General features: G+C 64.9%; 25 protein-coding genes and 1 tRNA gene. 15 read left to right on the top strand and 11 right to left on the bottom strand.

Going from position 1 to position 25446, the window contains the following annotated elements; translation table 11 throughout:
- Positions 1-279 precede the first annotated feature (279 nt).
- The 3 genes from araD to VGG47_RS08630 all read left to right on the top strand — a co-directional run bounded on the left by araD (position 280) and on the right by VGG47_RS08630 (position 4745).
- The gene (araD, locus tag VGG47_RS08640) at positions 280-2028 is read left to right on the top strand and encodes an L-arabinonate dehydratase (RefSeq protein ID WP_331537497.1); all 1749 of its coding nucleotides are present in this window, start codon (positions 280-282) and stop codon (positions 2026-2028) included.
- Between the two features lie 156 nt (positions 2029-2184).
- Positions 2185-2901, top strand: a complete 717-nt coding sequence (locus VGG47_RS08635) for a ribonuclease activity regulator RraA (RefSeq protein ID WP_331537495.1) — start codon at positions 2185-2187, stop codon at positions 2899-2901.
- 161 nt (positions 2902-3062) lie between these two features.
- A complete protein-coding gene (locus VGG47_RS08630) occupies positions 3063-4745 on the top strand; it encodes a thiamine pyrophosphate-binding protein (RefSeq protein WP_331537493.1) in 1683 nt (560 codons plus the stop codon).
- 198 nt (positions 4746-4943) lie between these two features.
- Here VGG47_RS08630 and VGG47_RS08625 read toward each other — a convergent pair.
- Positions 4944-5018, bottom strand: a tRNA-Gly gene (locus VGG47_RS08625).
- A gap of 120 nt (positions 5019-5138) precedes the next feature.
- On the opposite strand from VGG47_RS08625, the gene VGG47_RS08620 reads away from it, so the two are divergent.
- Genes VGG47_RS08620 through VGG47_RS08600 form a run of 5 tightly spaced genes read left to right on the top strand, consistent with a single transcriptional unit; the run spans position 5139 to position 8768 of the window.
- Positions 5139-6077 (top strand): co-chaperone YbbN, encoded by a 939-nt coding sequence (locus VGG47_RS08620; RefSeq protein WP_331537491.1) that lies wholly within the window; start codon positions 5139-5141, stop codon positions 6075-6077.
- A gap of 4 nt (positions 6078-6081) precedes the next feature.
- Complete coding sequence (locus VGG47_RS08615) at positions 6082-6756, top strand: LON peptidase substrate-binding domain-containing protein (RefSeq protein ID WP_331537489.1); 675 nt, start codon at positions 6082-6084, stop codon at positions 6754-6756.
- A 1-nt stretch (position 6757) separates the two neighbouring features.
- The gene (locus VGG47_RS08610; RefSeq protein WP_331537487.1) at positions 6758-6964 is read left to right on the top strand and encodes a Trm112 family protein; all 207 of its coding nucleotides are present in this window, start codon (positions 6758-6760) and stop codon (positions 6962-6964) included.
- A complete protein-coding gene (locus tag VGG47_RS08605; RefSeq protein ID WP_331537485.1) occupies positions 6961-7311 on the top strand; it encodes a DUF971 domain-containing protein in 351 nt (116 codons plus the stop codon). The genes VGG47_RS08610 and VGG47_RS08605 overlap by 4 nt, the downstream gene beginning before the upstream one ends.
- A gap of 2 nt (positions 7312-7313) precedes the next feature.
- Positions 7314-8768, top strand: coding sequence for a DHA2 family efflux MFS transporter permease subunit (locus VGG47_RS08600; RefSeq protein ID WP_331537483.1), 1455 nt, complete (start codon positions 7314-7316; stop codon positions 8766-8768).
- 42 nt (positions 8769-8810) lie between these two features.
- On the opposite strand, the gene VGG47_RS08595 is transcribed toward VGG47_RS08600, so the two are convergent.
- The 7 genes from VGG47_RS08595 to VGG47_RS08565 form a co-directional block, all read right to left on the bottom strand.
- Complete coding sequence (locus tag VGG47_RS08595) at positions 8811-10475, bottom strand: NADPH-dependent assimilatory sulfite reductase hemoprotein subunit (protein WP_331537481.1); 1665 nt, start codon at positions 10473-10475, stop codon at positions 8811-8813.
- 24 nt (positions 10476-10499) lie between these two features.
- On the bottom strand, positions 10500-11186 hold the full coding sequence (locus VGG47_RS08590; RefSeq protein WP_331537479.1) for a phosphoadenylyl-sulfate reductase: 687 nt from the start codon (positions 11184-11186) through the stop codon (positions 10500-10502).
- Complete coding sequence (locus VGG47_RS08585) at positions 11186-12934, bottom strand: diflavin oxidoreductase (RefSeq protein ID WP_331537477.1); 1749 nt, start codon at positions 12932-12934, stop codon at positions 11186-11188. The genes VGG47_RS08590 and VGG47_RS08585 overlap by 1 nt, the downstream gene beginning before the upstream one ends.
- A gap of 31 nt (positions 12935-12965) precedes the next feature.
- A complete protein-coding gene (locus VGG47_RS08580; protein ID WP_331537475.1) occupies positions 12966-13565 on the bottom strand; it encodes a precorrin-2 dehydrogenase/sirohydrochlorin ferrochelatase family protein in 600 nt (199 codons plus the stop codon).
- 174 nt (positions 13566-13739) lie between these two features.
- Positions 13740-15149 carry a sensor histidine kinase gene (locus VGG47_RS08575; protein WP_331537473.1) on the bottom strand — a complete coding sequence of 470 codons (1410 nt, stop codon included), beginning with the start codon at positions 15147-15149 and terminating at the stop codon, positions 13740-13742.
- 12 nt (positions 15150-15161) lie between these two features.
- Positions 15162-16073 (bottom strand): patatin-like phospholipase family protein, encoded by a 912-nt coding sequence (locus tag VGG47_RS08570; RefSeq protein ID WP_331537471.1) that lies wholly within the window; start codon positions 16071-16073, stop codon positions 15162-15164.
- 120 nt (positions 16074-16193) lie between these two features.
- Entirely contained in the window at positions 16194-16922 is a 729-nt protein-coding gene (locus tag VGG47_RS08565; protein ID WP_331537469.1) for a TVP38/TMEM64 family protein, read from the bottom strand.
- A 343-nt stretch (positions 16923-17265) separates the two neighbouring features.
- Here VGG47_RS08565 and rpmH point away from each other — a divergent pair, with 343 nt between their 5' ends.
- Genes rpmH through argB form a run of 6 tightly spaced genes read left to right on the top strand, consistent with a single transcriptional unit; the run spans position 17266 to position 21315 of the window.
- Entirely contained in the window at positions 17266-17400 is a 135-nt protein-coding gene (rpmH, locus tag VGG47_RS08560; protein ID WP_284259385.1) for a 50S ribosomal protein L34, read from the top strand.
- Between the two features lie 31 nt (positions 17401-17431).
- Positions 17432-17776: a ribonuclease P protein component gene (gene rnpA, locus VGG47_RS08555; protein WP_331537461.1), complete on the top strand. Its 345-nt coding sequence runs from the start codon at positions 17432-17434 to the stop codon at positions 17774-17776.
- Positions 17773-18006, top strand: a complete 234-nt coding sequence (gene yidD / locus VGG47_RS08550; RefSeq protein WP_331537459.1) for a membrane protein insertion efficiency factor YidD — start codon at positions 17773-17775, stop codon at positions 18004-18006. The genes rnpA and yidD overlap by 4 nt, the downstream gene beginning before the upstream one ends.
- 6 nt (positions 18007-18012) lie before the next feature.
- Entirely contained in the window at positions 18013-19752 is a 1740-nt protein-coding gene (gene yidC / locus VGG47_RS08545) for a membrane protein insertase YidC (RefSeq protein WP_331537457.1), read from the top strand.
- On the top strand, positions 19689-20393 hold the full coding sequence (gene yihA, locus VGG47_RS08540) for a ribosome biogenesis GTP-binding protein YihA/YsxC (protein WP_331537455.1): 705 nt from the start codon (positions 19689-19691) through the stop codon (positions 20391-20393). Before yidC ends, yihA begins: the two co-directional genes overlap by 64 nt.
- Positions 20394-20424: 31 nt before the next feature.
- A complete protein-coding gene (gene argB / locus VGG47_RS08535; protein ID WP_331537453.1) occupies positions 20425-21315 on the top strand; it encodes an acetylglutamate kinase in 891 nt (296 codons plus the stop codon).
- A gap of 147 nt (positions 21316-21462) precedes the next feature.
- Here the strand turns inward: argB and VGG47_RS08530 are convergent, their stop codons facing one another.
- A complete protein-coding gene (locus VGG47_RS08530; RefSeq protein WP_331537451.1) occupies positions 21463-22563 on the bottom strand; it encodes a PA0069 family radical SAM protein in 1101 nt (366 codons plus the stop codon).
- 36 nt (positions 22564-22599) lie between these two features.
- On the opposite strand from VGG47_RS08530, the gene VGG47_RS08525 reads away from it, so the two are divergent.
- The gene (locus VGG47_RS08525; protein WP_331537449.1) at positions 22600-22821 is read left to right on the top strand and encodes a hypothetical protein; all 222 of its coding nucleotides are present in this window, start codon (positions 22600-22602) and stop codon (positions 22819-22821) included.
- A gap of 209 nt (positions 22822-23030) precedes the next feature.
- On the opposite strand, the gene moaB is transcribed toward VGG47_RS08525, so the two are convergent.
- On the bottom strand, positions 23031-23570 hold the full coding sequence (gene moaB, locus VGG47_RS08520; protein ID WP_331537447.1) for a molybdenum cofactor biosynthesis protein B: 540 nt from the start codon (positions 23568-23570) through the stop codon (positions 23031-23033).
- Positions 23571-23575: 5 nt separating this feature from the next.
- Positions 23576-25207: a lytic transglycosylase domain-containing protein gene (locus VGG47_RS08515; RefSeq protein WP_331537445.1), complete on the bottom strand. Its 1632-nt coding sequence runs from the start codon at positions 25205-25207 to the stop codon at positions 23576-23578.
- Between the last annotated feature and the right edge of the window lie 239 nt (positions 25208-25446).

Below are 25446 nucleotides of genomic sequence, written 5' to 3'. Positions count from 1 at the left end.
TTATGGTTCCCTTTCGGGGTTGATAGGGCCAACGCCGCGTCATGCGGCCATGGGCCTTCATGTAAATTCGAAAAATCACAACAAGTCCACCTGAGACCGCGAAGCCGGATCGGGCTGACCCGGCGGCACAGCCGGGGCGCTGGGCGAATGCGGACAATGTTGCGTTTTTTATATTAAATGATGCGGTTTATGGGTTGGACGCGCACAGGCGAGGTGATTAAATGTCACTCACAAAAGCCGCCTGGCATAGGCGGATGAGCGGGCAGGAACGCGACAGACATGAACGAGAGCAAACATCCGCGTAAAACCGCAGCAGAATTGCGCAGCGCGCGCTGGTTCGGCCCGGCCGATCTGCGCTCCTTCGGGCATCGTTCACGGGCCATGCAGATGGGCTACGCGCCGGAGGAATGGACCGGCAAGCCGGTGATCGCCATTCTCAACACCTGGTCCGACCTGCAGCCCTGCCACGCGCATTTCAAGCAGCGCGTGGCGGATGTGAAGCGCGGCGTGCTCATGGCCGGCGGCTTTCCCGTGGAACTGCCGGCGCTCTCGCTCTCGGAGAGCTATCTCAAGCCCACCAGCATGCTCTACCGCAACATGCTGGCCATGGAGACCGAGGAGTTGCTGCGGGCCCATCCCGTCGATGGGGTGGTGCTGATGGGCGGCTGCGACAAGACCACGCCGGGCCTGCTGCTTGGCGCCACCAGCGCGAACATTCCCGCCATCTTCCTGCCGGCGGGGCCGATGCTGCGCGGCAACTGGCAGGGCAAGGTGCTCGGCTCCGGCTCGGATTCATGGAAATACTGGGATGAGCTGCGCGCCGGCACGATCACCGAAAAAGACTGGCTCGGCGTCGAGGGCGGCATCGCCCGCTCCTACGGCACCTGCATGACCATGGGCACGGCCAGCACCATGACGGCGATCGCCGAGGCGGTGGGGATGAGCCTCTCCGGCGCCTCTTCCATCCCGGCGGCGGATGCCAACCATATCCGCATGGCCTCTTCCTGCGGCCGGCGCATCGTCGAGATGGTCTGGGAGGATCTGCTCCCAAGCCGCATCCAGGGGCGCAAGGCCTTCGAGAATGGTATCGCCGTGGCCATGGCCATGGGCTGCTCCACCAACGCCATCATCCATCTCATCGCCATGGCGCGCCGCGCGGGCGTGCCGATCGGCCTGGATGATTTCGAAAGATACAGCCGCATCGTGCCGGTGATCGGCAATATCCGCCCCAGCGGCAGCACCTATCTCATGGAAGATTTCTTTTACGCAGGCGGCCTGCGCGGGCTGATGCATAACATCCGGGACCATTTGCACCTCGACGCGCTCACCGTCTCCGGCCGCACTTTGGGGGAGGAACTGGAAGGTGCCGCCGTTTACAATGACGACGTGATCCGGCCGGTCGAGACTCCGGTCTACCGCGAAGGCGCGCTGGCGGTGCTTAAGGGCAACCTCGCGCCCGATGGCTGCGTCATCAAACCCAGTGCCTGCGACCCGCGCTTTCTGCGTCATACAGGTCCGGCTCTGGTGTTCGACAGCTATGCCGAGATGAAAGCAGCGATTGATGACGAGGCACTCGACGTCACCGCCGATCACGTCCTGGTGCTGCGCAATGCCGGGCCGCAAGGCGGGCCGGGCATGCCGGAATGGGGCATGCTGCCGATGCCGAAAAAACTGCTCAAAGAGGGGCATCGCGACATGCTGCGCCTCTCCGATGCGCGCATGTCCGGCACCAGCTACGGCGCCTGCGTGCTGCACGTGGCGCCGGAAAGCCATGTCGGCGGGCCGCTGGCCTTGCTGCGCACCGGCGATTTGATCAGCATCGATGTCGAAGCGCGGACCATCAACATGGACGTGCCGGAAGCCGAACTCGCGCGCCGCCGGGCCGCCTGGACGCCGCCGCCGCGACGCTATGAGCGGGGTTATGGCTGGATGTTCTCGCAGCACATCGCCCAGGCGCATGAAGGCTGCGACTTCGATTTTCTCACAACCGCCTTCGGCGCGCCGGTCGGCGAGCCGGAGATACATTAGGGAAGGCTACTTTTTGTGAACAAAAAGTAGCAAAAAAACTTTGTTAGTTTGGGTCTGAGGCTGTGTCGGCGACACCACCCATGGCCCAGCGTAACAAAAATTTTTGCGCCGCTTTTTTTAAAAAGCGGCCGCTTTACTAAAAAACAGGAGCGTTCGATGGCCTTGAAGGAAGAGACACGGGAAAAATTACGGCGCGTCAGCACGCCCACTTTGGCGACCGCGTTGTACAAGCGGGGCCTGCGCCAGCAATTCATCCAGGAGGTCGGGCCGCTCGGTCCGCTGACGCAGAGCATGGTCGGCGAGGCTTACACGCTGCGCTACATGCCGGCGCGCGAGGATCTGAACCCCATCACCGTGTTTCGTGACCGCGGCCATATGCAGCGCCGGGCGATCGAGGAATGCCCGCCGGGCGCGGTGCTGATGATCGACAGCCGCAAGAATGCCCGCGCCGCGTCGGCCGGCGGCATTCTGGTCACGCGGCTGATGATGCGCGGGGCTGCCGGCATCGTCACGGATGGCGGTTTTCGTGATTCCGCCGAAATCGCCGCGATGGATTTCCCCGCTTTTCACGTGCGCCCGAGCGCGCCGACCAATCTCACGCTGCATCAGGCGGTCGAGCTCAACGGCCCGATCGGCTGCGGCGACGCCCCGGTTTTTCCCGGTGACGTGATCGTCGGCGATGCCGATGGTGTCATCGTGTTGCCAGCCGAGCTGGCGGACGAACTGGCCGACGAGGCGACGGAAATGACTGCTTACGAAGATTTCGTCACCGAGACGGTGCGCGGCGGCCGCTCGATTCTCGGCCTCTATCCCGCCACCGATCCGCAGTCGTTGGAGGATTTTTCGGCTTGGCGCCGCGCTAAGGGGCGGTAGGGCGAAAGGAAGGCTACTTTTTGTGAACAAAAAGTAGCAAAAAAACTTTATTAATGCTGGGCCTGAGGCTGTGTCGGCGACAGCGCCCATGGCCCAGCATAACAAAAATTTTTGCGCCGCTTTTTTTAAAAAGCGGCCACTTTCTTAGACAAGAGGGAACCATGGAGCAGCGCGCGCGGACCGGCGGGAAAATCCTCATCGACCAGCTGGAAATCCAGGGTGTGAAGCACGTGTTTTGCGTGCCGGGCGAGAGCTATCTGGCGGCGCTGGATGCGCTGCATGATTCCGCGCTGGAGCTGACGGTATGCCGCCAGGAAGGCGGTGCGGCGATGATGGCGGAGGCGCAGGGCAAGCTCACCGGGCGTCCGGGCATCTGCTTCGTTACGCGCGGGCCGGGCGCCACCAATGCCAGCCCCGGTGTGCACATCGCCGCCCAGGATTCCACCCCGATGATCCTGTTCGTCGGCCATGTGGGGCGCACGATGCGCGGGCGCGAGGCGTTCCAGGAGCTCGACTATCGCGCCGTGTTCGGCAGCATCGCCAAATGGGTGACGGAGATCGACGAGGCCGCGCGCCTTTCCGAACTCGTCGCCCGCGCTTTCCACGTCGCCATGAGCGGCCGGCCGGGCCCGGTGGTGGTCGCTTTGCCGGAGGACATGCTGCGCGAGACCGCGCAGTGCGCCGACGCCGCACCGGTGCGGATCCACGACGCGGTCCCGGCGGCGGCGGATCTCGACGCCCTCGATGACATGCTGGCCCAGGCGCGCCGCCCGCTGGTCATCGCCGGCGGTAGCCGATGGGATGCGGAGGCGGTGCGCCAGCTCGCCGATTTCACCGAGCATTACGAACTGCCCGTCAGCGTCTCCTTCCGCCGGCAATCCCTGTTTGCGGTGACGGCGCAAAACTACGCGGGGGATATTGGCGTCGGCGCGAATCCGGCCTTGGTCGCCGCGGCGCGCGACAGTGACTTGATCATCCTGCTCGGCACCAGGCTCTCGGAGGCCGCCAGCCAGGGCTACACGCTGCTCGACATTCCCCGCCCAGCGCCGCGACTCGTGCACATCCATCCCGGCGCCGAGGAACTTGGCCGTGTTTATCAGGCTGACCTCGCGTTAAATGTGTCGCCCCGTGCCTTTGTGGCGGCGATGCAGGGCAGGGGGCCGCGCACGGCGCCGGGGCGCGCCGGGCATGTCGCCCGGCTGCACGAGGCGTATCTCGCCTGGAGCGGCCAGCCGACTGAACTGCCGGGGGCGTTCAATCTCGGCGAGGTGGTCGCCGGCTTGAGCAAAATCCTCCCCGATGACGCCATCATCACCAACGGTGCCGGCAATTACGCCACCTGGATCAATCGCTTCTACCGCTTCCGCGCCTTCGGCAGCCTGGTCGCGCCCACCTCCGGCTCGATGGGCTATGGCGTGCCCGCCGCCATCGGCGCGCTGCGCCTCGATCCGTCCCGCCCGGCCGTGGCGTTCGCTGGCGACGGCTGCTTCCTGATGAACGGCCAGGAATTCGCGACCGCCGTGCAATACGGCCTGAAGCTGATCGTGATCGTCGTTGATAACGGCATGTACGGCACGATTCGCATGCATCAGGAGCGCGACTACCCCGAACGGGTGGTTGGCACGGCGCTGAAAAACCCGGATTTTTGCGCTTATGCCCAAGCCTTTGGCGGGCATGGCGAGCGGGTGGAAAGCACCGCGGAATTCTGGCCCGCCTTTGAGAGGGCCGTGGCCGCGAACAAACCGGCGATTCTGCATTGCCTGGTCGACCCGGAGGCGCTGACGCCGGCACGCTCGCTCTCGGCGATCCGCGCTGCAGCGCAGAAGAAAGTAGCCGCTTTTTGAAAAAAGCGGCGCAAAAACTTCTGTTATGCTGGGGCATGGGCTGTGTCGGGGACAACGCCCATGGCCCAAAGTAGCAAAGTTTTTTTGCTACTTTTTGTTCACAAAAAGTAGTCTTCCCTTCGCTTAACTGCGTTCAGGAAACAGAAAATGTAATGATTTTGATACGACCAGGAACCGGTATGAAAACCGAAAGTTCGCTGGAGCGGGCGAAGGGATTCGAACCCTCGACCCCAACCTTGGCAAGGTTGTGCTCTACCCCTGAGCTACGCCCGCAAAGCGTGAGCGGGTCTTTACCCAAGCCCGAAAGAGATTGCAAGTCCCCCGCTGTCACGGGGTGTGAGGGGCGGTCACGTTGTTCTATATATTGACGGAAACTCAAACGGATCAGCGCAGATGAACAGTCTCCTTAGCTCCATGAACGACCCGATTCCGGCCGGCGACGCCGGCGTGATCATCGACGGCACCCAGGCGAATTTCATGGCCGAGGTGGTCGAGGCCTCCCGCGAGCTTCCGGTGCTGGTGGATTTTTGGGCCACCTGGTGCGGTCCCTGCAAAACCCTCACGCCGACTCTGGAGAAAGTCGTCCGTGCCCAGGGCGGGCGGGTGAAGCTGGTGAAAATCGACATCGACCAGAATCGCGAGCTGGTCGCTCAGCTCACGCGCATGGGCCTGCCGATGCAGTCGGTCCCGACCGTGGTCGCCTTCTGGCAGGGCCAGCTGGCCGACACCTTCTCGGGCGCGCTGCCGGAGAGCGAGGTGAAGCGCTTCATCGAAGCCTTGCTGAAACATGCAGGCTCCAGTGCGCCGGGCGCAGACCTTATCGCCGAGGGCAAGGCGCTGCTGGAGCAGGGCCAGGCCGAAGCGGCCGCGCAGTGCTTCGCCGCTGCCGTGCAGCAGGACCGCGAGAAGGCGGAAGCCTGGGGCGGCCTGGCCCGCGCCCTCATCGCCCTGGGTGATGAGGAGCAGGCGGAGGAGGTGCTGGCGGAAGTGCCCGCTGCGCTCGCCGAGCATGCGGAGATCGCCGGCGCCAAATCGGCCCTGGCCTTGGTGGCCGAGGGCCGCAAGGCGCAGGCGGCGCGGTCGGGGCTCGAATCGCGCCTCGCCGCCGATCCCGACGACTTCCAGGCCCGCTATGAGCTGGCCACCGCGCTCAACGCGTCCGGCGCCCGTGAGGAGGCCGCCGAGGCGTTGCTGGAGATCGTGCGCCGCAACCGCGCCTGGAACGACGATGGCGCGCGGCTGCAGCTGCTGAAATTCTTCGAGGCCTGGGGCTTTGACGACGAGGCGACGATGGCGGCCCGCCGCAAGCTTTCGGCCCTGCTGTTCCGCTGACGCGATGCGCGGTTTCCACCCCCAGCTCGCCGACCTGCCCGAGGACTTCCCGGTCTTTCCGTTGAACGGCGCGCTTCTGCTGCCCGGTGGCCGGCTGCCGTTGAACGTGTTCGAGCCGCGCTATCTGGCGCTGGTGCAGGATGCCCTCGGCGCCGGCCGGATGTTCGGGATGGTGCAGCCGGACAAGCGCCTGGCGCGGGGCGATACCGGCCCCGGCCTGTTCCGCACCGGCTGCCTCGGCCGCATCTCTTCGTTCAGCGAGACCGATGACGGGCGCTTCCTGATCACCCTGAGCGGGTTGATCCGTTTCACCATCATCGAGGAAATCGAGCCCGTGCGCGGCTATCGCCGGGTGCGGGCGGCGCTGGCCGGCTATGCGGCGGATCTGCATGAGTCGGGCGCTGCTTCTTTGCCGTTCGCGCGGGATGAGCTGCTCAAGGCGTTGCGCCGCTATTTCGCCAATGCCGGGGTGGATGCCAATTGGGAGGCGATCGCCGCCATGCCCGATGCGGCCCTCATCGTCTCGCTGTGCATGGCCTGCCCCTTCGCACCGGAGGAAAAACAGGCTTTGCTGGAAGCCAAGGACGAAGCCGACCGGGCCCGCGCGCTGCTGACCCTCCTGGAAATCAATGCCTTCGACGATGGGCATGACGAAGACGACGAACCGAAAGCAAGCTGAGATGAACACCGAACAAGACATTCCGGAGCCGAGCGTCCCGCTCGACCCGCGCCTTCTGGAAATACTGGTCTGCCCGCTCACCCGCGGCCCGCTCACCTATGACCGTGCCCATAACGAGCTGATCAGCCCGAAAGCAGGCCTGGCGTACCCGATCCGCAACGGCATCCCGATCATGCTCGCGGATGAGGCGCGCCGTCTCGAATCGTGAGCACTCCCACCGACATCAAGCTGCGCCGGGCTGAAAACCTGCTGGAGGTCAGCTTCACCGACGGCGCGGTCTTCGGGCTGACGGCGGAATATCTGCGCACGCAAAGCCCCAGCGCCGAGGTGCAGGGGCATGGGCCGGGCGAGGGGGTGCTGGTCTTCGGCAAAAAAAATGTCGGCATTACCGGCATCGTGCCGACCGGCAATTACGCGGTGCGGCTGGTGTTCAGCGACGGGCACGATACCGGCATCTTCACCTGGGATTATCTCTACGCCCTGGGCCAGGAGTTCAGTGTCCGTTGGCCTGACTATCTGCAAAAACTGGAGGCCGCGGGACGCCGCCGGGAATAAGCATGGACAAAGCAGTCGCTCTGGAGCTTGCCCACAGAGACGCCGAGCCGGAGATTTCCACGGGCCGGATGCGGCTCATTGCGGTCATCGTCGCGACGGCCTTGTTCATGCAGAATCTCGACTCGACGATCATCGCCACGGCGCTCCCGGCCATGGCGCGCAGCTTCCACGCCGACCCTCTGCATATGAGCGTGGCGCTCACCTCGTACCTCATCAGCCTGTCGGTGTTCATCCCCGCCAGCGGCTGGGTGGCGGACCATTTCGGCGCGCGCAAAGTGTTCCGCGCCGCCATCATCGTCTTCACCCTGGGCTCGGTGCTGTGCGGCATTGCCCCCAGCCTGCTCACTTTGGTGCTGGCGCGCATCCTGCAGGGGATCGGCGGCGCCATGATGCTCCCGGTCGGACGGCTGGTGCTGCTGCGCTCGGTCTCGCGGGCGCAGATGATCGCGGCGATGTCCTGGCTCACCATGCCGGCGCTCATCGGCCCGATCCTGGGGCCGCCGCTCGGCGGCTTCATTGTTACTTATCTCTCCTGGCGCTGGGTGTTCGACATCAACGTGCCGATCGGCGTGCTGGGCGTCATCGCGGTCAGCCTGTTCATCACCGATGTGCGTGAGGATGATCGCGGCGGCCGGCTCGATCTCACGGGCCTGCTCCTCACCGGCTTTGCCATGGCCGCGCTGATGGCCGGGTTCGAGACGCTGGGCCGGCACCTCGTGCCTTTGGGCTGGACCCTCGCCAGCCTCGTCGCGGGCGCGCTCGCCCTGATCCTCTATGTGCTGCATGCGCGCCGGGCCGCGCACCCGATTCTCGATTTGACGCTGCTGCGTATTCCCACCTTCACCAGCTCCGTGATCGCCGGCAGCCTGTTCCGCATCGCCGTCGGCGCCGTGCCGTTTCTGCTGCCGCTGATGCTGCAGCTCAGCTTCGGCTATTCGCCCTTGCAGAGCGGACTCGTCACCTTCGCCTCGGCCGCCGGCGCGTTGGCCATGAAACCCGCCGCCCAGCCGCTGCTGCGCCGTTATGGCTTCCGCACGGTGCTCATCATCAACGGCGTTGTGGCCTCGGGCTTCATGATCGCCTGCGCCGCGTTCCAGGCGAACTGGCCGTCGCTGCTGCTGGACGTGATCCTGCTGGTCGGCGGATTTTTCCGCTCGCTGCAATTCACCGCCTTCAACACCATCGCCTACGGGGACATTTCGCGCGCCCGCATGTCGGCGGCGACGTCGCTCTACACCACCATTCAGCAACTCACGCTCACGCTCGGCATCGTCGTCGGCGCGGCGGTGCTGGAGATCTCCACCGAGCTGTCGCACCAGGCGACGGCCTCACAGTCGGATTACGCCCTGGCCTTCATCGTCGTCGGCGGCATCGCCATGCTGGCGGTGCCGTTCTGCGCCCGGCTCCATCCCAGCGCGGGTGAGGAACTTAGCGGCCATCACGCCAGCATTAGATGAGGAAGAGAAGGCTACTTTTTTAAAAGCGGCCGCTTTCTTCCTTCAAACGATTCCTTGGCGGATCACAAAGTCGCCGAAGCCTTCGCCGTTCTGCCGGGTTTGTGCGTAATCGGCGAAGAGCGGCGCCAGTGTGGCCAGGATTGTCTCTTCGTCGGCGTCTTCTCGATAGAGACGGTTCAGCCGCGAGCCGTCGACATTGCCGCCCAGATGCAGGTTGTAGCGGCCCGGATTGCGGCCGACGAAGCCGATCTCGGCGAGATAGGGGCGGGCGCAGCCGTTCGGGCAGCCGGTCATGCGCACCGTGATCGGCTGTTGGTCCAGCCCGTGTTCCGCCAGCAGCGCGTCGAGCTTGGTGATAAGGCTCGGCAGGTAGCGCTCGGCATCGGTCAAAGCCAGGGCGCAGGTCGGCAATGCCACGCAGGCGATCGCCGCCTCGCGCAGCACCGAGCCGCGCAGGGTCACGCCGTGGTCGGCGAGAATTTTCTCGATTTTTGCGCGCGCCGCGTCATCGGCCTTGGCGACGATGATGTTCTGGTTCGGCGTGAGAATGAAGGCCACGTCGAGCGTCTCGGCGATCTGCTTGAGCGCCGCCTTCAGCTGCCAGGCACCGACATTCGCGACGCGCCCGTTTTCCACGAACAGGGTCAGATGGTGCCGCCCGTCCTCGCTGGTATGCCAGCCCATGCGGTCGCCATTGCCGGCGAATTTGTAGTCCCGCGCCGGCTCCAGTTTCACCTTCAGGCGGGCGTTCACTTCGCGCACGATAAAATCCAGGCCGAGATCGGCGATGGTGTATTTCAGCCGGGCGCGGCGGCGGTTCATGCGGTTGCCGTAATCGCGCTGCGTCGTCACCACCGCCTCGGCCACGGCGACGGCGCTTTCCTTCGTGCAGAAGCCGATCACTTCGCCGACGCGCGGGAAGGTTTCCGCATCGCCATGGGTCGCGCCCATGCCGCCGCCGATCAGCACGTTATAGCCGACCACGTCGCCGTTCTCGACGATGGCGATGTAGCTGAGGTCATGGGCGAACACGTCGACGTCGTTCTGCGGCGGCACCGCTACGGCGATCTTGAATTTGCGCGGCAGATAGGTGGCGCCGTAGATCGGCTCGGCTTCCAGCGCCTCCGTCACCTTCTCGTTGTTGATGAAAATCTCGCGCCAGGCGCCGCTTTGCGGCAGCAGATGGGTGGAGATGTCGCGCGCGGTCTGCTCCGCCTGGGCATAGGCGCGGCCTGCGAACTCGTTCGGCGTGCACATCACGTTGCGGTTCACGTCGCCGCAGGCGGCGATGGTGTCCAGCAGCACGCTGTCGATCTGCCGCAAGGCCGGGCGCAGATTGGTTTTGATGACGCCATGGAACTGGATCGACTGGCGCGTGGTGATGCGCAGCGTCTGGTTGCCGCGGTCATCCGATAATTTGTCCATCGCCAGATATTGCTCGCGGCTCAGCACGCCGCCGGGCACGCGCAGCCGCGCCATGAAGCTGTAGGCCTTGTCCAGCTTGCGCTTGGCGCGCTCCGGCCGCAGGTCGCGGTCATCCTGCAGATAGATGCCGTGAAACTTGATCAGCTGCTGGTCGTCTTCGGAAATCGCCCCACTCGCGACCTCGCCGAGCCCCTCGGCGAGGGTGCCGCGCAAAAAGCGGCTGTTGGTTTTGATGGTCTCGTTATGCGAGAGTTTTGGCGTCTCGTTGGTCTTGTCAGTCATTGGTTTGTTCCCAAAAGGAGCGCGTCAGGCCGCGGAGGCCGCTGCCAGGCGCGGCATGTGGATGCCGCATTCGGTCTTGTCCTGCCCGGCCCAGCGGCCCGAGCGTTTGTCTTCGCCGGCGCGTGGGCGCGCGGTGCAGGTGGCGCAGCCGATCGAGCTGTAGCCCTCCGCCTGCAGAGGGTGGCGCGGCAGGTCGTGCAGCTGGAAATAGGTCTCGATCATGTCGTCATCCCAATGCGCCAGCGGGTTCACTGTGATGCGCCCGTCCGGCCCGGTCTCCATCAGGTTCAGATGGCTCCGCGCGCCGCCCTGGGCGCGCTTGCGCCCGGTGATCCAGGCCTCAAAGCCTGCCAGCGCCGTGTCGAGCGGGTTGGTCTTGCGGATCGCGCAGCACAGATCGACGTCCTTTTCCCAGAGCCGTCCGTCCGGGTCCCAGGCGGCCAGCTGCGCGCCGCTGGGCCGTACGCTGCGCACGTCGGTCAGGCCCAGGCGGGCGACCAGCTCGTCACGATAGGCCAGAGTTTCGGGGAACAGCTTGCCGGTGTCGAGAAAAATGATCGGCAGCGTTTTGTCGATGCCCGAGATCATGTGGAGCAGAATCGCGGATTCGGCGCCGAAGGACGACACCAGAGCGATCTTGCCCTGGAATCGGTCAGTCACGGCCCGCGCCAGCACGCTCTCGGCCGACGCGGATTCGATCATATCCAGCATCAATACACATCCTTCTTGTAGCGTCCGGCGCTGATCAGCGCATCGAGGGCGGCCTGGCCCGCGCTCTCGTCCCGGCCATCGGCCAGGATGCGGGTCAGCGTGGCGTCGACATCGCGCGCCATGTGCTTGGCGTCGCCACACAGATAGAGGGTCGCCCCGTCATCGAGCCGGCGGCGCAGTTCCTGGCGCTGCTCCCACAGCACGTGCTGCACGTAGCGTTTCTCGGGCTGGTCGCGCGACGAGGCGAGGTCGAGCCGCCCCAGCACGCCGGATTTCAGCCAGTCCTGGATCTCCAGCTGATAGAGGAAGTCGTACAGGAAGTGGCGATGGCCGAAGATCGCCCAAGCGCTGGTGCCGGCCCCGGTCGCCTCCAGCTCCTGCAGGAAGCCGCGATAGGGCGCCACACCGGTGCCGGCGCCGATCATGATGACCGGCGTCGCGGCGCTTTGCGGCAGGCGGAAATGCGGGTTCGGGCGCACGAAGATTTTGGCGCTGCCCCCTTCGCGCAGGCGGTCGGTGATCATGCCGGAGGCGACACCCAGCCGCGCCCGTCCGGCCGAGGAATAGGCCAGCCGCGCCACCGTCAGATGCGCTTCCTCGCCCACCAGTTTCTGGGACGAGGCGACGGAGTAGTAGCGCGGCGCCAGCGGCCGCAGCAGCGCCGTAAATTCTGCGCCCCCCAATTGGTGGGGGAAGGTTTCCAGCAGGTCGGTCCACTGCCGGCCGGCGAGGAACTCCGTGCGCTTGGCCTCGTCCTCGGCCAGGGCCGCCAGCTGCGCGTCGCCGGTCAGCGCGGCGTAATTTAGCAGCTGTTTCGCCGTCAGGGTGGAGATGTCGTAGCTGGTGGTCAGCGTTTCGCGGAGTGCTGCGTCATCGCCGAGGCCAGCTTCACGCATCACCGCCGCCACGAGCGCCGGGTCGTTCTCAGGCACCAGGCCGATCGCATCGCCGGGCTCGTAGGTGATGCCCGAACCGGCGAGCGAGAGTTCGACATGCACCGTCTCGGACTCCGCGCGCTCCGAGGTCAGCTTGTGATGCGCGGTGATCTCGGCGGCGAAGGGCGCGGATTTCGACGCCGCTTCCGTCGCCGGCTTATGGAAATCGACATGAATCACCGAGCCCGCATCCGCCGGCGCCAGCGTCTCCAGCGTCGTGGTCAGCCAGGTTTTGGCGCCCGCCTCGTAATCGAGGTCGAGGTCGATCCGCGCCGCGGCGCGTGTGGCCCCCAGGGCCTCAAAGCGCGCATCCACTTGGCGGCCGCTCTCGCAGAACTGCGCATAGGAGGAATCGCCCAGCGCCAGGACAGCGAATTTCACGCCGTCGAGACGCGGCGCCGCCTCGCCCATCAGCGCGCGGAAGAACGGTGCGGCGCGTTGCGGAGGCTCGCCGTCTCCCCAGGTGGCGATGATGGCGATGATGGTGCCGGCGTCCTTCAGGCTCTGCACGTCGATATCGGCCACATCCTGCACGCGCACGGCAAAGCCGAGCTTTGCCGCCTCCTGCTTCGCTTTGGCGGCCAGGGCTTCGGAATTGCCGGACTCGGTCGCGTACAGCACCAGCAGTTTCGGCTTGGGGCCGGTGGCGGCGGGCACGGAAGGCTGCTTGCCCTCTGCCGCATCCAGTCCGGCGAGGAAGCCGGCGAGCCAGGCGCGCTGCACCACCGAGGCGGCGCCGATGACCTGGTCGAGGGCGGCGATCTGCTCGGGGGCGAACGGCGCCGTGTGGGGAAGCGCGATCAGCTTGGACATATCGGAATAACCTTGGGCAGGGGGAAAGGGATCAGTTTTGTTTCTGGCCGGGGAGCCAACAGCGCTCCGCGACGGGGAGCCAATGTCGCTCCGCGACGAGGGCCTCGATGCGCTGGGCCGCTTCCGGCATGCTCACGCCCTCGGCGCGCCAGCTTTGCCGCAGCGCCGCGACTTCGCTCACGCGCTCGCCCCATTCGGGACCGAAACTGTCTTCGAGCGTGCGGCGGATGGTTCCGGCCAAGCCCGGCGCCTGACCGTTGGTGGAAACGGTCAGCAGCAGGTCGCCGCGCCGCACCTCGGCCACCGAATGGAAATCGCAATAATCCGGCACGTCCTCGACATTTACCAGCACGCGCAGGCGGCGGGCGAGGGTGGCGAGTTCAGCTGCCTGTGCCGGTGCGACATCGACGATCCAGAGCATGTGCAGCGCCTGCAGCGCGGCCTCGTCCGGCAGAGCGGGGCGCAGGAAAGGGCCGGCCTCGTCGGCGAGCTCGGGCTCCGGCGCGTCGGCGAACAACAAAGCCTCGGTCGCGCCGGCGCGGCGCAGGGCGCGCAGCCGACGCAGCGCCAGGGGGCCATTCCCGGCGACGGCGAGGTTTACGAAACGGGGATCGAGAGCCAAGGGAATCATGCTAGTGTAGAAAAGGATTTTTCCTGAACGATCAATATTGTTCAGAAAATAAACATTTTTTACTGTTTTTCTTGTTTCAGAAGAAAACTCATCCCTCTTTTGCGCTTTCAGTCAAAAGCGCAAACCAACCGTATTCCGATGGTTTTAGTGGAGTTTTCGGCGCGACGCCAAAAGTCAGGCGGCGAATTCCGTCGGCAGTTCCATGACGAACAGAGTGCCGTCCGGCCCGGTGTGAGCTAGCTGCAGCTCGCCGCCATGCGCCCGCACCAGGTCGCGGGCGATGGTCAGGCCAAGTCCGGTGCTGCCATGGCGCCCGGAACCGGTGAAAGGCCTGAACAGGTTCTCTTGCACGCGCGCCGGCAGGCCCGACCCGTTATCCCTGATGTTCAGCCGCGTCATGCCGTTGTCCCCGGTGACGGCGATGGTGATGTGGTTCGCCCCGGCCTCCACCGCATTGCGCATCAGATTGACCAGCACGCGGTAGATCTGCTCCCGGTCCAGCGCCATCACCAGCGTGCCGGGCACGTTGTTTTCGATGGTAACACCGGTCGCGTCGGGGCGGAGCGCCGATGCGGTCTCGTCGATCAGGTCGCGCAAGCCCACCGAGGAGCGGATGATCGCGGGCGGGCCCTCGCGGGCGAAGTCCACGGTGCGGCTGACCAGCTGGGCGGCGCGCTCCACCGCCGGGATCAGCGTCTGGGCGGCGCGCTTGATGGTGGGATCGTCGCTCTCCTGCAGGCGGTCCGCCACCAGCAGCGCCGAGGTGAGAATGTTGCGCAGGTCATGGCTGATCTTGGCCACGGCGGTGCCCACCGCGGCGAGCCGCGCGTTCCGCCACAAGGCTGCGCGCATTTCGTCCTGCAGCAGTTTCAACTCGGAAGCGGCGCGGGAAATTTCATCCTCCCGCCGACTCGCCAGCCAAATAAGGTCGCTTTGTCCGTCCTGTTCCGGAGCGTGCCGGAAGCCGACGATGCTCGCGGTGAGGATCCGCATCGGCCGCACCAGCAGTTGGTCGAGTGCGGCGAACACCAGTGAGCCGGTCACCAGCGAGATGATCACCGCGAGGACCAGGATATGCGCGGCATAGCCGCGCAAGTGCCGCGCCAGTTCTGTGCCGCTCACGATAATGTCGAGCATCGCATTGTTCTGCAGCGGGCTCGGCGCGGTGACCTCCAGCCATTTCGGCCCCAGCCCCATCACCTGCTGCTCGGCCCGCCAGATGCTGGTAAGCAGCGGCTCGTGCGCCAGGTGGATGGTCTGGTCCGGCGGCGGCAATAGCCGATCCGGGCGCATCACCACAATCAGCCGCCCCGGCTCGGCCAGCCTGATGGACATCGTGTCCGAGAGTTTCAGCAGGGCGTCCTCGGTCTGCAGGTCCAGCGCGCCGGCGCTCACCGCCGCGGGAAACGCCGCGAGATGCGCCTGCGTCACATGCTGCCACAGCCAGGCCTGGCGCTCCCGGCCCAGGCTCGGCATGAGAATCACCACTTCCACCAGCAGGATGATGCTGACGGTGAGCCACAGCACCCGGGCGGACAGGCTACGGCCGAAAAGCTTGCGTTGAACGTTGTGGAGAGGGCTCATGCTTAAGGGCCGTTAAGCCACCGTGACGGAAGCGGCGGCCTCCCGGCCGGCGGCGAACAGATTGTCGAGAAAGGCGCGTTCAACGTTCATTTTCGAGGCCAAGGGATGCTGGGCTAAAGCCGCGTCGGCGGAAATCTCGAGCAGGCGCGTGTGCCGCGGCAGCAGCGCCAGCTCGGCGTCGAGCGGCGCCTGGAAGGCGATCTCATGCAGCCGGTGCAGAATATCCGCGGTGCTGCTCGGCACGCCCCGGCGCGCTCGCGGCTGCGCGCGGATCAGCACCAGCCGGTCGGGCGCCGGGGCGAGCACGGGCGCCAAAGGCGGGTTGCAGGAATAGCCGCCATCCCAATAGGCGCGGCCGTCGATGGTCACCGTCGGAAACATCATGGGAATGCAGGCCGAGGCCAGCAGCACATCGACGCTGATCTCGGCATTGTCGAACACCCGTGCCTGTCCGGATTCGACATCGGTCGCGCCGATGTAAAGTCGCGGCGCCGAGGCGTCGCGGATCGCGTCGAGATCGAGCAGATCGGCCAGCAAGGGTTCGAGAGGATTTTGCCCGAACGGGTTGAGCTGGCCGGGGTTGAACAGACGCAGCGCGTTGGTGATGCCCGCCCATGCCATGTCGTTACCCAGCCCGCCCCACATCCAGTCGAGTGCGCTGTTCAGATTGCTGAAAACATGCGCGTCGGAGACCCGTTCCCATAACCGCGTCACCGCCGCGCGCGCGCCGTTCTGGCCGTTATGGACATAGCCCTGCACCGCCATGGCCGCGATCATCCCGCCGGACGAAACCCCGGTGACCGCCGAGAAGGTGAAGCCGCTTTCCAGCAGCCGGTCGAGCGCGCCCCAGGTGAACGCACCGTGCGCGCCGCCGCCCTGGAGGGCGAGAACGTTGCGTGGCCGAGTCGTTGGGGAAAACAGCATAGGTTCAGGCTGCACGCTACGGTGAGGCAGAGCAATATGCTGTGAGCCCTTCCGGCCCACTATCTCGGACGCCTGTCCGAATTTACATATGAATTGACCGGGACGGAAGACGGTTCAACCTTACGCCTGATCGGGAGTGGAAGTCGTCCTGGTCTGCCATTGCCGCCAGAGTGCCGGCATCAGCGAGAGCACGGCCAGGGCCAGCAGCGGCAGCAGAATATCGGGGGATAGCAGCTGCGCCGGGCCGGGTGCTGCCCCACGGCCCAGAGTCGCCCGCAACCCGGCACCGACCGTGCTGAGCACGAAGGCGGTCGGGATCATGCCCAGCACTGTCGCCAGCGCGTAGGGGCCGAGCCGCATGCCCACCACAGCCGGGGCCAGATTGACCAGCCAGAACGGAAACACCGGCATCAGCCGCAACGCCAGCAGGTAATACACGCCGTTGCGCTCGAGCCCGGGGCGGAGCCAGTCGATTTTTTTGTCCAGACGCGGCCGCAGCAGCGGCGCGAGCAGGCTGCGTGCCACGAGAAACACCGCCATCGCCCCCAGATTGGCGCCGATGGCGGTGAAAATGTCGCCCGGCACGGCACCGAACAGCAGGCCGGAAATCAGGCCGAGCCACAGCCCGATCGGCAAAGAGAGCGTCACAGCCACGGCATAGAGGGCGATGAAGGCCAGCGGCGCGTATGTGTGGTGCAACTCGGCCCAGTGAGCCCAGGCGGATTCGTGGGCGGCGAGGGAGGACCAGTCCAGACTCCGCAGCGCGCCGCTGCGCCAGGCCAGCGCGAGCAGCGCCACCACCGTGATCAGCCCCGCCAGGCGCAGCCAGGCCGCCTTCCTTCCGTCCATAGATGCACCTTATTCGTCGCGCCGCGCAGTCAAGCCGGAAACGGCCGTCGCTGCAAACTGGGGTGCGGTTAAGAAAGTGGCCGCTTTTTGAAAAAAGCGGCGCAAAAACTTTTGTTATGCTGGGCCATAGGCTGTGTCGCCGACAAAGCCCATGGCCCAGATTAGCAAAGTTTTTTTGCTACTTTTTGTTTACAAAAAGTAGCCTTCCTTTCGCTTCTGCTCCGCTATCATTGCTTTGCATTGACGGCTGGGGGCGGGCGCTTCTATATGCGCCCCTCAGTAGGCTGAATCGGGGACGGTTCGGCGCGTTACGTTTTTATTGCTTTTCGCCGGAGATCATATCGTGAAACGGACCTATCAACCTTCCAAACTCGTCCGCAAGCGCCGGCATGGCTTTCGCGCCCGCATGGCGACGGTCGGCGGCCGCAAGGTCATCGCCAACCGCCGCGCCAAGGGCCGCGCCAAACTTTCTGCCTGATCCTGACGTCCTCGCGGTTCGAGGCACCGTCATGGCCGCAAAAACTCCCCCGGAAACCTTTCGGGTCCGTGCGGAGTTCTTGCGGCTCGCGGCGCGGGGCCGGAAACTCAGCCGGCCGGGGTTTTTGATGCAGGCGCTCGTCCAGCCGGGCGATGCGCCTGTGCGCGTCGGCTATACCGCGACCAAGAAGATCGGCAACGCGGTGGTGCGCAACCGTGCCCGCCGCCGCCTGCGCGAGGCGGTCCGGCTCACTTTGGCCGAGCGGCCGGTCTGCGGCGTCGAGCTGGTTCTGGTCTGCCGCAAAGAGACCGTGACCCTGCCATTCGCCACGCTGTGCGCCAGCCTTGATTCGGCGCTGAGCGAATTGCGCAAATGAGCCCGGCCGCTACCGTCCTGTCCGGCGCGGTTCGCGTCTACCAGCTGACGCTGCGGCCCCTCATCGGCGCCAATTGCCGTTTCTATCCGTCTTGCAGCGCCTATGCGCGCGAAGCCATTTGCACGCACGGCGCCGGGCGCGGCACGGTGCTTGCCGGCAGACGGATTTTACGCTGCCATCCCTGGCATCCGGGCGGTTTCGACCCGGTGCCCCCGCTCAAGGATTCGTAAAGCCCCATGGACCAAAAGCGCCTGATGCTCGCCATCGCCCTGTCACTCGGCATCTTGCTGGTGTTTCAGTTCGCGGTCGAACGTTTCCTGCCCCATCCGCCGCCCAGCCCGACGCAGACCGTGCAGCAGGCGGGCAACGCCGGCACGCCGCAGGGGGTGGGGGCCTCTCCCGCCGGCGCGCCGACGGCGCCCGTCGGCCCGCGTTTGGCCATCAATGCGCCGAGAATCTCCGGCAGCATCGGCCTGACCGGCGCGGTGTTCGACGATGTCGTGCTCAAGGACTATCACGAAACCATCGCCAAGGATTCGCCCCTGGTGCAGCTGCTTGGCCGCCCCGGCAGCGCCAAGCCTTCCTACGCGCAGTTCGGCTGGACGGCGGTCGGTAACATCAAGGTGCCCACCGATGCGACCGTCTGGACCCCGTCGGGCAACACGCTCACCCCGCAAAGCCCGGTCACGCTGAGCTGGGATAACGGCGCCGGCCTGACCTTCCAGCTGATGCTTTCGGTCGACGACAATTACATGTTCACGGTGAGCCAGCTTGTGATCAACCACACCGGCGCGCCGGTGCAGCTGTTCCCCTGGTCCCGCGTGGTGCGCGACTACAAGCCGGTGGAGCAGAGCTCCTATATCCTGTATGATGGCCCGCTCGGCGTGTTCAACAACACGCTGCACCAGCAATCCTATAATTCGATCAAGTCCGGCGGCGAGCACAGCGCCGGCGGCCAGGCCTACTCCGAGACCAGCCCGGGCGGTTGGATCGGCATCACCGACAAATACTGGCTGACCGCGCTGGCTCCGGCGCAGAGCGCGAAGCTGACCGGCTCGATGAGCTACGGCACCGTCACGGACGGCGACGGCAGCGCTTATCAGACCTCGTTCATCACCGCCGCCCCGCTCACCATCGCGGCCGGCGCCACCGGCAGCCTGCAGACGCATCTGTTCACCGGCGCCAAAGTGGTGCGGCTGCTGGATGCGTATGGGCGCGAATACGGCATCCCGAGCTTCGATAAGTCGGTGGATTTCGGCTACCTGTACTTCATCACCAAGCCGATCTTCTTCTGCCTCGACTGGCTGAACTCGCTCACCGGCAATTTCGGCCTGGCGATTCTCATCTTCACCGTCGGCGTGAAACTGCTGTTCTTCCCGCTCGCCAGCTATTCCTACCGTTCGATGGGGCGGATGAAGCTGGTGCAGCCGAAGATCCAGGCGATCCGCGAGCGGCTGAAGGACGAGCCGGCCAAGCAGCAGCAGGAGATCATGGCGCTGTACAAGAGCGAGAAGATCAACCCGGCTTCCGGCTGCCTGCCGATGGTGGTGCAGATCCCGGTCTTCTTCTCGCTCTATAAGGTGATCTACACGACCATCGAGATGCGCCAGGCGCCGTTCTACGGCTGGATCCACGATCTGTCGGTGCCGGACCCGACCAACCTGTTCAACCTGTTCGGGCTCATCCCCTTCGACCCGACGACGATCAGCCCACTGCTGCATCTCGGCGGTCTGCCGATCATCATGGGCATTACGATGTTCCTGCAGCAGCGGCTGAATCCGGCGCCGCCGGACCCGGTGCAGGCGCGCATGTTCCAGTTCATGCCGATCATCTTCACTTTCGTGCTGGCGCGTTCGCCGGCGGGCCTGGTGCTGTACTGGGCCTGGAACAACCTTCTTTCGGTAGGACAACAATGGCTGATCATGCGCCAGGCGGGAACCCCGCGGCGGACGGCACTGGCCAAGGCCAAGGGCTGAATTTCCGGGCTGACGCGTTCAGCCCGGAACAACTCGAAGCCGGCCGGAAACTTTTCGCGTCATCCTGCGACTTTTTCTACGCCGCCCAGGCTCTGGATCATCTTCCAGAGCCGCGTGGTGAGGAGTTTGCCTTCGCGGGGCGCTCCAATGTCGGCAAATCCTCGCTGCTGAACGCGCTTACCGGCCGCAAGGCGCTGGCGCGCGTCTCGCACCAGCCGGGGCGCACGCGGCAGCTGAATTTCTTTCAGCTCGAAGCGGCCCCGCTCGTGCTCGTGGACATGCCGGGCTACGGCTATGCCGAGGCGCCGCAGGCCATCAAGCGCGACTGGCAGGGGCTGATGCTGGATTATCTGCGTGGCCGCCCGAATCTGCGCCGCGTTCTGCTGCTGCTCGACGCGCGCGTGGAGATCAAAACCTCCGACGAGACGGTGCTGGAACTGCTCGACCAGTCGGCGGTTTCCTATCAGATCGTGCTGACCAAGGCCGATGCGGTGAAAAAGACCGCCTTGACGCGCAAGCAGGAGGAGGTAAGGGCTCTCGCGGCCGCTCATCCGGCCGCGCTGCCCGAGGTTATCACCACCTCCAGCGAAACCGGGTTCGGCATTGACGAGTTGCGCGCCAGCATCGCCGCCTTCGCGTGAGGGCGGGGCGCTAGAAGAAAGGGTCAGGTTCGTGAGCAGCACCATTACCGCCGCGCAGGAAGCGCATATCGTCGCCCGCGCGCTGCCTTATCTACGCCGCTATGCCGGCGCCACGATCGTGGTGAAATATGGCGGCCACGCCATGGGGCAGGAGTTGCTGGCCTGCGAATTCGGCCGCGACATCGCGCTGCTCAAGCAGGTCGGCATCAATCCGGTGGTGGTGCATGGCGGCGGGCCGCAGATCAACGCCATGCTGGAGCGCCTGGCGATCAAATCCAACTTCATCGACGGGTTGCGCGTCACAGACGCCGCCATGGTCGAGGTGGTGGAGATGGTCCTGGCGGGCACCGTGAACAAGCAGGTGGCGGCGCTGATCAACCGCGCCGGCGCCCTGGCCGTGGGCATTTCCGGCAAGGATGGCGGCTTGATTCGCGCCCGTAAACTGCGCCGGACCAGGAAAGACCCGGGCTCGAACATCGAGAAGGTGCTCGATCTCGGCTTCGTCGGCGAACCCGGCTTCATCGACACCCGCGTGATCAACGCCCTGACCGGCGCCGGGCTGATCCCCGTGATCGCCCCGGTTGGCACTGGCGAGGATGGCGAGACCTATAACATCAACGCCGACACCGCCGCCGGCGCCATCGCCGGGGCGCTGAACGCGACGCGCCTGCTGATGCTGACCGACGTGCCCGGCGTGCTGAACCCGCAGAAGCAACTGATGACCGACCTATCCCTGACGCAGATCCATGAACTGATTGCCGACGGCACAATCTCCGGCGGCATGATCCCGAAAGTGGAAACCTGCATGGAAGCCGTCACCCTAGGGGTGAAGGGCGCCACCATTCTCGACGGCCGCGTGCCGCACGCGCTGCTGCTGGAATTGTTCACCGAGGGCGGTATCGGAACGATGATTCATAAGTGAAGGAAAGCGGCCGCTTTTTAAAAAAAGCGGCGCAAAAATTTTTGGCTATGCTGGGTCATGGGCGGTGTCGCTGACAACGCCCATGACCCAGGTTAATAAAGTTTTTTTGCTACTTTTTGTTCACAAAAAGTAGCCTTTCTTTTTGCCTTAAAACAGCGACAACTGTGTCGTCGGCGCGGCCTGGGGCACGCGGAACTGCGTGGTGTCGAGCGGTTTTTGCACACCGTCGAGCCGGAACTGCCGGACCGCGCGCGCAAAGCGCTGGTGCAGCAGGTCCGCGAGGGGGCCGGTGCCGGTGAAGCGCGAGCCGAATTCGGGATCGTTCAGCCGGCCGGCGCGGCTCTGGCGGATCAGGCTCAGCACATGGCTTGCGCGCTCCGGCAGATGCGTGTGCAGCCAGTCCGTGAATAACGGGCCGAGTTCCGAGGGTAGGCGCAACAGCTGCATATGCGCGTCCACCGCCCCGGCCTGGGCAGCTTCCTCCAGAATGCTTTCCAGCTCCGCGTCGTTCACGCCTGGGATCATCGGCGCGGCCATCACCCCGGTGGGGATCCCGGCATTCTGCAGCGCCGCGATCGCCGCCAGGCGGCGGGCAGGGGAGGCGGCGCGTGGTTCCATCGTCCGCGCCAGAGCCGGGTCGAGCGTGGTGATGGACAGATGCACCCGCGCCAGGTTTTTCGCCGCCATGCGAGCGAGCAGGTCGAGGTCGCGCAGCACCCCGGCGGATTTGGTGACGATGCTGACTGGATGGTTGAAGCGTTCCAGCACTTCCAAAATGCCGCGCGTCAGGCCCAGCGTGCGTTCCACCGGCTGGTATGGGTCGGTGTTGGTGCCCAGCGCCAGCACTTCGGGCTTATAGCGGGGCTTCGACAATTCCGCCTCCAGCAGCCGCGCCGCTTCCGGCTTGAAGACGATCTTCGTCTCGAAATCGAGGCCCGGCGAGAGGCCGAGATAGGCATGGGTCGGCCGCGCGAAGCAGTAGATGCAGCCGTGCTCGCAGCCGCGATAGGGGTTGATGCTGCGGTCGAAGCCGAGATCGGGACTGTCATTGCGGGCGATGATGCTGCGCGTCGCATCGCGGATCAGGCTGGTTTGCGGGCGCTCCGGCGCCTCCGTGTGGTCCCAGCCATCGTCGAAGGCTTCGACCTGTTCCCGTTCAAAGCGGCAGCCCGGATTCTGTGCCGTGCCGCGGCCTTTCCATGCGTTTGGCGGGGCGTCGGCGAGATGCAGGCGGCTGATCAACCCCATGACACGGCTCCGATGTTTTGGCTCTGTTCCCTGAACATGAAAATCATTTCACCTTCCGTTATGTCGCGGCCGATGAGAACAAACAAAGAACAAAACGCCGTCAGAAGCAAGCTTTATTTTGTTGCCGGCAGGATAAATCGCGGCGTAATCGGCCCGGACCGGAGCTGCGCCAAGCGCTTGAATGATGCTTTTTCAGGGGGGGATGACATCGGCGTGACTCGTGACGCGGGCATTCCGATGTTCGTCCTTCGTTCATAAAAAATTAAAATCGTTTCACTTTCGCAATTAGTGAAGGGCCAAAAACCCGCGGTGTGATTGCTCGGGAGAGAAGCGGCCGCTTTTTAAAAAAAGCGGCGCAAAAAAACTCTTGCTATGCTGGGCCATGGGCGTTGTCGCTGACAACGCCCATGGCCCAGCATAAAAAAGTTTTTTTGCTACTTTTTGTTCACAAAAAGTAGTCTTCCTTTTCAGGCCTTCAGATGTTCCTGCAGGCGCGGCATCAGCTCGACCAGGTTGCAGGGCTTGTGCCGCGAATCCAGCTGATGGAGCAGGATGCCGTCCCAGCCATCCTTCACCGCCCCGGTGCTGCCGGGCAGGGCGAACAGATAGGTGCCCTTCGCGACCCCGCCAAGGGCACGGGATTGCATCGTCGAGGTGCCGATCTTCGCGTAGGAGAGCATGCGGAACAGCTCGCCGAAGCCTTCGATGGTCTTGTCCAGCACGCGGCCGAACGCTTCGGGCGTGACGTCGCGCCCGGTCACGCCGGTCCCGCCCGTGGTGATCACCACGTCGATATCTGGCGCCGCGATCCAGTTGCGGAGCTGCGCTTCAATGGCGTCGGCGTCGTCACGGACGATGGCCCTCGCTATCAGCCGATGCCCGGCTCCGGCGACGCGTTCGGCGAGCGCGTCGCCGGAGGTGTCATTGGCTTCGGTGCGGGTGTCGGAAATGGTCGCCACCGCGATGTTCACCGGCAGGAATTTTGCCGTCTCGTCGATCCTGTGCATCGCCCCTAATTGGCAGAGGCGGTGTCGATGTTCAAGGTGAGGCGCGGGAAGTTGCCCGCGGCGAGGGCGTCCAGGCTCGCCGGCTTCAGCCCGATCTCCTCGGCATAGAGCCAGCTATCGGCCAGAACCTGCTTCACGAAGCGGCGCGTCTGATCGGTGGGGATGTCTTCGATGAACATCAGCGGGTCGCTGCCGGAGGTGAGGTTCTGATACCAGGCCGCGGCCGCGCCCGGGCCGGCATTGTAGCTTGCCAAGACCGCCAGAAGATTGTCGTCGATCTCCGGCTGCTCGCCGAGATAACGGATATAGGCCTGGCCCAGGGCGAGATTGTCCGAGGGGTCGTAGATGGAACCGCCAATATCCTGCGCGCGGCGCATGGAGAGCGCGGTTTGCGGCATCAGCTGCATCAGCCCGCGCGCGCCGACCGGCGACACGGCAGAGGCGTCGAAACCGGATTCGGTGCGGGTCAGGGCGTAGACCAGCGCCGGATCGATGGTGAAGCCGTTGGCCGGGTGCAGGGCCGGCAGCGGCAGGCTCGCCCCGGCGATCTCGTCCACCGGGTTCGGGAGGGCACCGGCGAGGGCGACGGTGACGTCGACCAGCCCCGCCCGCGCTGCCACGGCCATCACCGAGCGCCCGAAATCCGGGTCGTGCCGGATCTGCGGCCAGAGCGCGCGCAGCGCCAAGGCGGCTTGCGTCCTGTCGCCCACCTGCAGCAAGGCGAACGCGAGATGGCCCTGCGACGTGGCGTCGACGGCGATGACATCGGCTTCCGTCAGCGTCGCGGAAATGCCGGTCGGGCCAAAGCCCTGGCCCAGCAGGCGTCCGGCCAGCATGCCATAAAACGTGCCCCCGGTGCTCGCTGCCTGCTGCAGCCAGTTCAGGTAAGCGTCCGGCTGCTGCTGCCGCAACGCCGCGCGGGCCGCCCAGAACGCGCTGGCGGCGCGGTCGTCGTCGGAGATGTCGGTCATGGCGGCGGTGTTATCGAACACGCCGGCGGCTTCGCTCAGCGCACCGGCCTTCCAGTCGGCCAGCCCGCTCTCGAAGCGCTGCCGCCAGCGCTCGTCATGCGGCTCGAGGACGGGCGGTGCGGCCGCCCCGGCGGTCATGGTCTGCTCCGGCAGAAGCGCCAGATGCGGCGCCAGCGGCAGGTCGCGCCGGCTCAGCTTGCGGCGCATCAGCGCATAAATCGCGGGTGCTTCGGGCTGGTTGCTGTAGTGCGCATACCAATGCTGCAGCTCCGCAGGCGAGCTGATGTAGTTGTTGCTCAGATAGCGCGCCGCCAGCACCGGACCGATCAGGGCCGCATCGTCAAGCCGGCTGATCAGCCTATCGGCTTCCGCATAGCTTCCGGCATTTTGCAAAATAAAAATTCGTTTATACGTAGCTACGGCACTAGGCGGCAGCGGTTCAGGCAGCACGACTTCCACGTCGGGCGACGGTGCATTGCGGGGAACCGCATAGGCAAACTGGTCCCCGTTCGCGGCGCTAGGCGGCGTTGAGGGGGGTGGTGTGAATCCCGGGCCTCGTCCCGTGTCGGGGGACTTCGCCATGGCGCTCGTGCTGTCGACGAGGCCAAAAGCGAAAACGGACACCGTGGCCAAAGCCAAGACGGTGCCGTTCAGGCGGGAGAGCATTGGATGAGCTCCTCGCATGGATCAAGTCCGTACACAGCAGGACTATGAGATGCAAGGCTTATCGGCGAGACGAATCTATTTAATAAAACAAATTTGGCGCATTTCCTCAGTCATTAAGGAGGCGTATTATCACAAAGCTGTGATATTCGACGCGTCATCCATGCTTTCGAGCCATTCCCGCAGCGCCAGAAGGTCCCGCCAGGCCTGGGCTTTGGCGGTAGGCATGCGCAGCAAATAGG

The sequence above is a fragment of the Acidocella sp. genome, from assembly GCF_036489515.1.
Classification (GTDB): domain Bacteria; phylum Pseudomonadota; class Alphaproteobacteria; order Acetobacterales; family Acetobacteraceae; genus Acidocella.
The sequence above is the reverse complement of the archived record's forward strand: the minus strand, read 5'-3'. Positions and strand labels throughout refer to the sequence as shown.